The sequence below is a fragment of the Actinomadura kijaniata NBRC 14229 genome (assembly GCF_001552175.1).
GTDB classification, from domain to species: Bacteria; Actinomycetota; Actinomycetes; order Streptosporangiales; family Streptosporangiaceae; genus Spirillospora; species Spirillospora kijaniata.
Window position 1 is genome coordinate 1 of the sequence record NZ_BCQR01000149.1, and the last position, 5629, is coordinate 5629.

At 74.5% G+C, this 5629-nt stretch carries 6 protein-coding genes; 3 read left to right on the forward strand and 3 right to left on the reverse strand.

Annotated features, from left to right (window positions below; genetic code table 11):
* Nucleotides 1-914: serine/threonine-protein kinase (locus AKI01S_RS36585; protein ID WP_157420427.1), on the reverse strand; the 914-nt coding region annotated here is incomplete at its 3' end.
* A gap of 215 nt (nucleotides 915-1129) precedes the next feature.
* On the opposite strand from AKI01S_RS36585, the gene AKI01S_RS36590 reads away from it, so the two are divergent.
* The 3 genes from AKI01S_RS36590 to AKI01S_RS36600 all read left to right on the forward strand — a co-directional run bounded on the left by AKI01S_RS36590 (nucleotide 1130) and on the right by AKI01S_RS36600 (nucleotide 3736).
* On the forward strand, nucleotides 1130-2218 hold the full coding sequence (locus tag AKI01S_RS36590) for a DUF6777 domain-containing protein (RefSeq protein ID WP_067828648.1): 1089 nt from the start codon (nucleotides 1130-1132) through the stop codon (nucleotides 2216-2218).
* A 97-nt stretch (nucleotides 2219-2315) separates the two neighbouring features.
* Nucleotides 2316-2705, forward strand: coding sequence for an ArsR/SmtB family transcription factor (locus AKI01S_RS36595; RefSeq protein WP_067828651.1), 390 nt, complete (start codon nucleotides 2316-2318; stop codon nucleotides 2703-2705).
* Complete coding sequence (locus AKI01S_RS36600; protein ID WP_067828654.1) at nucleotides 2702-3736, forward strand: cation diffusion facilitator family transporter; 1035 nt, start codon at nucleotides 2702-2704, stop codon at nucleotides 3734-3736. The genes AKI01S_RS36595 and AKI01S_RS36600 overlap by 4 nt, the downstream gene beginning before the upstream one ends.
* Nucleotides 3737-3746: 10 nt before the next feature.
* On the opposite strand, the gene AKI01S_RS36605 is transcribed toward AKI01S_RS36600, so the two are convergent.
* On the reverse strand, nucleotides 3747-4655 hold the full coding sequence (locus AKI01S_RS36605; RefSeq protein ID WP_067828657.1) for an amidohydrolase family protein: 909 nt from the start codon (nucleotides 4653-4655) through the stop codon (nucleotides 3747-3749).
* 35 nt (nucleotides 4656-4690) lie between these two features.
* A partial coding sequence (locus tag AKI01S_RS36610; protein WP_067828659.1) for an FAD-dependent monooxygenase occupies nucleotides 4691-5629 on the reverse strand: 939 nt, incomplete at its 5' end.

Consider the following 5629-nt stretch of genomic DNA (forward strand, 5'->3'; position numbering starts at 1 on the left):
GAGGGCGGCCGGGCGGGCGGGACGGCGCCGGTCCGCGGCCGGGCGGCGCCGCGCTGCTGGGCGCCGCTGCCGTCGCCCAGCAGCCACAGCAGCGTCTCCTCGGCGGTGGGCCGTCCACCCGGGTCCTTGGCCAGGCACGCCCGCGCGATCTCGGCGATGCGCGGCGGCAGCGGCGACAGGTCCGGCTGGTCGTGCATGATCCGGTACATCACGGCGGGCAGCGGGCCCCCGACGAACGGGTCGCGGCCGGTCGCGGCGAACAGCAGCGTCGCCGCCCACGCGAACATGTCGGCGGCCGGGCCCACCACGGTGCCGGTGAACTGCTCGGGCGCCATGTAGGCGGGGGTGCCCACGATCTGGCTGGTCACCGTGGACCCGGCGTCCAGGGCCCGCGCGATCCCGAAGTCGATCACGCGGGGGCCGTCGGGGCCCATCAGCACGTTCTGCGGCTTGAAGTCGCGGTGCACGATGCCCGCGCCGTGGATGGCGGTCAGCGCGGTGACGGTGCCGATCGCCAGCCGGTCGAGGTCGGCGCCCTCCCGGGGCCCGTCGCGGCACACCAGGTCCCGCAGCGAGGGGCCGGTGACGTACTCGCTGACGATGTAGGGCTGGTCGCCCTCCATGTCGGCTTCCAGCATCTGCGCGGTGCAGAACCCGCGGCCCGCGACCCGGCGCAGCAGGGCCAGCTCGCGGACGAAGCGGGCGCGGGCGTTCTGCTCACCGAGCAGTTGCGCGTGCAACAGCTTGATCGCGACGAGCGGGCCGCCGTCCGCCGGGCGGCCGAGGAACACCACGCCCTGCCCGCCGGTGCCGAGGCGGCCGAGCAGGACGTAGCCGCCGAGCCGTTCGGGATCGCCGGGCCCCAGGGGGTTCGGGGCCGCGCGACCGCCGGCCGCGCCCTGACTGTCGGCCATGTTCCCATCCCCTGCCCCCGTCCCCCGTGGACCGGCGGCGCTCCGCCGGGAGGGCGGTAACGAAATTTCCAGCAATTGACGGTGCACAAAACGCTCCGTCACGGCATCAAAGAGTATAGGTTCGGTCGGCCTCGAACGGGAGATGGACCATGGCTGAGATCAATTTCCGAATTTCCCGGCGCGGAGTTCTCCTCGCGCCGTTCGGGGCCTTGCTGATGTCGGTCGGAGTCCTGTCCGGGTGCGGGGACGCCGGCGCGACGATCGCGCGCCTGACGGTCGGCGCCCCCGGGCCCGACCCCTACACGGTGATGCTGGGCTCGGACCGGCAGCAGATCGCGCCGAGCCCGCAGCGCGGCGGCGAGCGGAGCGGCGACCAGCCCGGCCTGTACGGCGGGACCCGCAAGGTCGCCAACTGCGACCCGCAGGGCATGGTGAGGTTCCTGCAGGCCAACCCGGACAAGGCCAAGGCGTGGGCGAGCGTCCACAAGATCACGCCGAGCGCGATCCCGGCGTTCGTGGCGCGGCTCACGCCGGTGCTGCTGCGGGTCGACACGCTGGTGACCAACCACGGCTTCCGGGAGGGCCGGGCCGTCAGCTCCCCGGCGGTGCTCCAGGCCGGGATGGGCGTTCTGGTCGACCAGAACGGCACGCCGGTGGTGAAGTGCAATTGCGGTAATCCGCTCACCGGGCCGGACCGCAAGATCTCCACTCGGAACGCCTCCTACACCGGCCGGTCGTGGCCGGGATTCGACGCGCGGACCGTCACAAAGATCGTTCCGCCGCAGGGGGCGAAAACGACGATCAACGTTTTCGTCCTGGTCGACGTGGACGGCGATGTGGCGTTCCAGCGGCCCTCGGCCACCGACGGCGACGCCGACAGCCCGCCGACCCCGCTGCCGCCCACCGAGACGCCCCCGCCCACCGGAACCCCCACCGGCGGCCCGACCGACGGCACCGGCACCCCGACGACCCCGGGAACGCCGACGGAGACGGGCGTCCCGACGGAGGTGCCGCCCACCGAGGTGCCGCCCACCACGGGCGTTCCCGCGCCCACGATCACGCAGGAGGAGGACCGGCGGGGCCCGATCGAGCCCACCGTGACCGAGACCACCACCTCCGAGACCACCTCGGAGCCCACGGTCACCGAGACCGGCACGTCGATGCCCCCGCCGGAGACCTCCGACCCCGAGCCCGGTCCCGGCACCGAGCCGGGCCCGACGTCGCTGGCCCCGTCGGTGGAGACCCGCCCGGAGGAGCCCTCCGCCCCGGTCGCGCCGACGCCGCGCACGCCCGTCGAGACCTGATCGGCAGACCCGGCCAACCGGGCGGAACCCCTCCGCACCGCCCGGTTGGCCCCACCCTGTCACGTACCCCCCACCTGTATGCGCTACATTTGCTCATATGAGCAGTGCTTCAGATGTGGGGACGGCCGACCGGTGCGTGACCCGGGTCGTCGATCCCGAGAAGGTCGCCGTGGTGACGGCCGCCATGCCGGGCGCCGACACCGTCGGAGAGCTGGCGCAGGTGTTCGGCCTGCTGGCCGATCCGGGACGGCTGCGCGTCCTGACGGCGCTGCTCGAAGGGGGCGAGATGTGCGTGTGCGACATCGCGGCGGTCTGCGGGAACTCCGAGTCCGCCGTGTCGCACGCGCTGCGCCTGCTGCGCGCCAGCCGGGTCGTCCAGGCGCGCCGGTCCGGCCGGATGGCCTACTACCGGCTGGCCGACTCGCACGTGCGCATGCTGCTGGACCTCGCTCTCGCCCACGTCGGCCACAAGGAGGAGGGCTCTTGAGCGGGGACCTGAGGACCGGGAGCGAGACCGACGCCCGCGATCACGGGCACGGCCACGGGCATGGCCACGGCCACGGCCATGGCCACGGGGTGTCGGCCAACGCCGACCGCCGCTACCTGACCGGCGCGCTGGTGCTGATCCTGGCCTACATGGCGGTCGAGGCCGTCATCGGCCTGATGGCGCGGTCGCTGGCGCTGCTGTCGGACGCGGCGCACATGAGCACCGACGCGTTCGCGATCGTGCTGGCGCTGGTCGCGATGCGGATCGCGGCGCGCCCGCCGCGCGGCGGCTACACCTACGGGCTGCGCCGCGCCGAGATCCTGTCGGCCCAGCTCAACGGCCTGACGCTGATGCTGCTGGCGGTCTACTTCGTCTACGAGGGCATCGCCCGGCTGGTGACCCCGCCGGAGGTGGACGGGCGGCTGGTGTTCTTCACCTCGCTGGCGGGCATCGCGGTGAACCTGGTCGCGACGTGGATGCTGAGCAAGGCCAACCGGTCCAGCCTGAACGTCGAGGGCGCGTTCCAGCACATCCTGAACGACCTGTACGCGTTCATCTCCACCACGATCGCCGGCCTGGTGGTGTGGACGACCGGGTTCGCCCGCGCCGACGCGATCGCCTCGCTGGTGGTGGCGGCGCTGATGGTGAAGGCCGGGTACGGGCTGCTGCGCGACGCGGGCCGGGTGCTGATGGAGGCCGCGCCCGCCGGGATCGACCCGACCGAGGTGGGCGCGCGGCTGGTGGAGCGGCCGTGCGTGCAGGAGGTCCACGACCTGCACGTGTGGGAGGTCAGCTCGGGCTACCCGGCGCTGTCGGCGCACGTGCTGGTGGAGCCCAAGGGCGACTGCCACGCGGTGCGCCGCGACCTCCAGGAGGTGCTGGAGTCCTCCTACGGGATCACGCACACGACGCTGGAGGTCGACCACGTGGACGACCGGTTCCACTGCGCCGACCCGCACGGGCCGCGGCACGTCCCGGCGGACGTGGACGAGCCGCACGACCATGTGGGGCAGGCCGACTGCGGGCACTGACCCGCGGCGTTCACCGGAGGTCGAAGAGCCTGGCGGCGGCGTTCCAGCAGACCTCGCGGAGCCAGTCGTCGCCCATCCCCAGGCGGGCCAGCGCCTCCAGCTGGTGGGCGTACTCGTAGGGGATGTTCGGGAAGTCGCTGCCGAGCAGGACCCGGCCCGCCAGGCCGAGGTCGCGCAGGCGCGGCAGCAGCGCCTCGGGGAAGGTCCCGAGCCCGCCGAGGAAGTCGGTGAACGCCATCGTGGTGTCGAGGTGGACGCGCTCGTGGCGTTCGGCCATCGCCAGGAACCCGTCGTACTCGGGCGCGCCGAGATGGGCGATGACCGCGGTGAGGCGGGGGTGGCGGGCCAGGACCTCGCCGAACGGGCCGGGGCCGGTGTGCCCGTTGGCGACCGGCCCGGACCCGGCGTGCACGATCACCGGGGTGCCCGCCTCGGCGAGCATGCCCCACACCAGGTCCAGTTCGAGGGCGCGCGGGTCGTAGCCGCCGACCTGGAGGTGGGCCTTCCAGACGCGGACGCCGCCCTCCAGGGCGCGGCGCACGTAGCGGGCGGCGTCGGGTTCGGCGTAGAAGGTCCCGGTCTGGAGGGCCTCGGGGACGCGGGCGGCGAACCCGGCCGTCCACTCGTTGAGGGACTCGGCCATGCCGGGCCGGTGCGGGTAGGCCAGTGACGTGAACGCCCGCACGCCCATGCCGCGCAGGTGCGTGATCCGCTCCTCCTCCGACTGCTTGTAGCGGATCGGCCACTCGTGGCCGACCAGCGGCCCGGCCTCGGCGAAGTACTCCCACACCGCGTTCATCAGCCGGGGCGGCATGAAGTGGACGTGGACGTCGATGATGCCGGGCAGCCCGAGCGCCCGCCAGAAGGCGGGGACGTCGGCGTCGGCCTGCGGACCGAAAACAGAACGCGGTTCAGTCACTCTCCGGACCCTAGCGCGCCCGCCCCCCGCCCGGCTCAGCCGCCCCAGCCCACGACGGGCTCCAGCGAGCGCGCGTACAGCCCGGCGGGCATCGCGCGCATGGCCGCGTTCCGCGCGCCGACCAGCGGCAACGCCGAGCGCTGCGCCATCACGCCCAGCCTCCGGGACCGCCGCGCGACCCCCTGCGCCCGGGGCCGCCGCTCCCGGTCGTAGGCCCGCAGCGCCTCGGGCACCGCGACGCCGGATCCCGGCGCCCGCCCGAGCACCCGCCCGAGCACCCGCCCGAGCACCACGGCGTCCTCCAGCGCCTGGCACGCCCCCTGCCCCAGGTTGGGGGTCATGGCGTGGGCGGCGTCGCCGAGCAGCGCCACCCGGCCCGCGGCGAACGCGGGCAGGTCGGGCAGCTCGTAGGTGTCGTGCTGGAGCAGCCCGTCGTCGGTGGCCGACGCCAGCAGCGCCGGGATCGGGTCGTGCCAGCCCGCGAAGCGGCGGCGCAGGCCCTCGATCCCGACCACGGTGTGGCGCGGGGCGGTGACCATGGCGTAGCAGTAGGCCCGCCCGTCGGCCAGCCGCGCGTACCCGAACCGCTCGCCCCTCCCCCACGTCTCCGCGGTCTCCTCGACGGGCACGCCGGGGACGATCGCCCGCCAGGTGGTGTAGCCCGCGTACCGGGGCGGCGGCGCGTCCGGCCACAGGGAGCGGCGGACGGCGCTGTTCAGCCCGTCCGCGCCGACCACCAGGTCGGCCGTCTCGGTCCCCGCGCCGTGCGTCACGGTGCCGTCCGGCCGCACCTCGTGGACGTGGACGCCGGGGCGCGGCGCGTCGGCGGGCAGCGCGTCCAGCAGCAGGGACAGCAGCGCGGCGCGGGGCAGGGCGGCCCACCGGCCGAAGCGGCGCTCCAGGGCGGCGACGTCGTTGCGGACCAGCCAGGCGCCGTCGGGCCGCCGGATCCCGGCCGGCGGCCCGGCCGCCGC